This is a genomic window from Streptomyces sp. NPDC059456 (assembly GCF_042750055.1).
Lineage (GTDB): Bacteria > Actinomycetota > Actinomycetes > Streptomycetales > Streptomycetaceae > Streptomyces.
The window spans coordinates 1-1,337 of sequence record NZ_JBHYVA010001126.1 but is presented as its reverse complement, the minus strand read 5'-3'; the positions used below and the strand labels follow the sequence as shown (position 1 = coordinate 1,337).

The 1,337-nt window shown below is 81.0% G+C and carries 1 protein-coding gene; it reads left to right on the top strand.

Features of this window, described 5'->3' with window-relative positions; translation table 11 throughout:
* On the top strand, nucleotides 1-1,299 hold a 1,299-nt coding region (locus tag ACFXA3_RS42680; protein ID WP_385196957.1), incomplete at its 5' end, for an MFS transporter.
* Nucleotides 1,300-1,337 lie beyond the last annotated feature (38 nt).

Sequence of the window (1,337 nt, the reverse complement as noted above, 5' to 3'; positions counted from 1 at the left end):
GTGCCCTGCCCGGCGACCACCAGTGCGTGGTCGGAGGAGGGCACGAGGACCGCGCCCCGGCGCGCCCCCCGCTCCGCCGCGCGGGGGGCGGGGGGGGCGCCGGCGCGCGGGCGCCCCGCGGGGCGGCCCCCCCCCAAACCCCCCCGGGCGCGCCGCGGGCCCGCGGGCGCCGGCCCCGCCGCCCTCTGGCTCGGCCAGGCCCTCGGCGGCCCGGTCATCGGGCGGCTCGCCGACCGGCGCGGCCACCGGCCCGTCCTCCTCGCCGCCTGCGGTGCGAACGCCGTCGTCCTCGGCGCCCTCGTCGCGGCCGTCCTCGGCGGACTGCCGCCGGCGGCCCGGATGGTGCTCGCCGTCGCCGCCGGGCTCACCGTCCCCCAGGTCGGCCCGCTGGCCCGGGCCCGCTGGGTGCACCTGGCGCGGGGGGACGAGGCCGGGCTCGGCGCGGCCCTGTCGTTCGACACCACCCTCGACGAGGTCGGGTTCGTGGTCGGGCCCGCCCTCGCCGGGATCCTGGCCGTGACCGTGCACCCGGCCTCCGCGCTCGTGCTCGCAGCCGGGCTGATCCTGGTCTTCGGGACCCTGTTCGCCGTCCACCCGAGCGCGCCCGGCCCCCTGGCCGCACCGCACGCCGGTGCGCGGGCCGGTACGCATGCCGGTGCGCGGGCCGGCGTACGGCTGTGGTCGCCGGAGCTCGTCCTGCTGTGCGCCATGGCCGTGCTGCAGGGGGCCGCGTGGAGCGGGGCCAACACCGGGGTCAACGCGCTGGCCGAGTCGCTGGGCGAGCCGGGGACCGCCGGGCTGGTGTGGGCGGCGATGGCCGTGACCAGCTCGGTCGCCGGTTTCGTGACCGTCGCCCGGCCCGGGTCCGCGGACCTCGCCGTACGGCTGCGCCGGACCATCGCCGTACAGGCGGTGCTCACCGTGCCGCTGCTCGCCGTGTCGGGGCTGCTCGGCGCGACGTTCGCCGTCGCCGGGATCGGGCTGGCCGTGGCCCCGCATCTGATCGCGCTGTTCGGGCTCGTCGAGCGGGCGGGACCGCCGCAGCGGACGGGCGAGGCCATGACGATGGTGGGCAGTGGCCTGATCATGGGCCAGGCGCTGGCCGCCGCGGCCGCCGGGCCGCTGGCGGGGGCGTACGGCCACCGGGCCGCGTTCGCCGTGGCGTGCGCGGCGGGGGGGGGGGGGCGGCCGGCGGGGCCGGCGCCCAGAACTCGAGCCCGATCGCACCCCACCCGCGGCTGTGCTCGGGGGCGCGTGCGCGCGCCGCGCCCCGGGAGGGGGGGGTGGGGGCCGATTTGAAAAACCACGGGGGCCCCCCCCCCCGCGCGCCCCACACC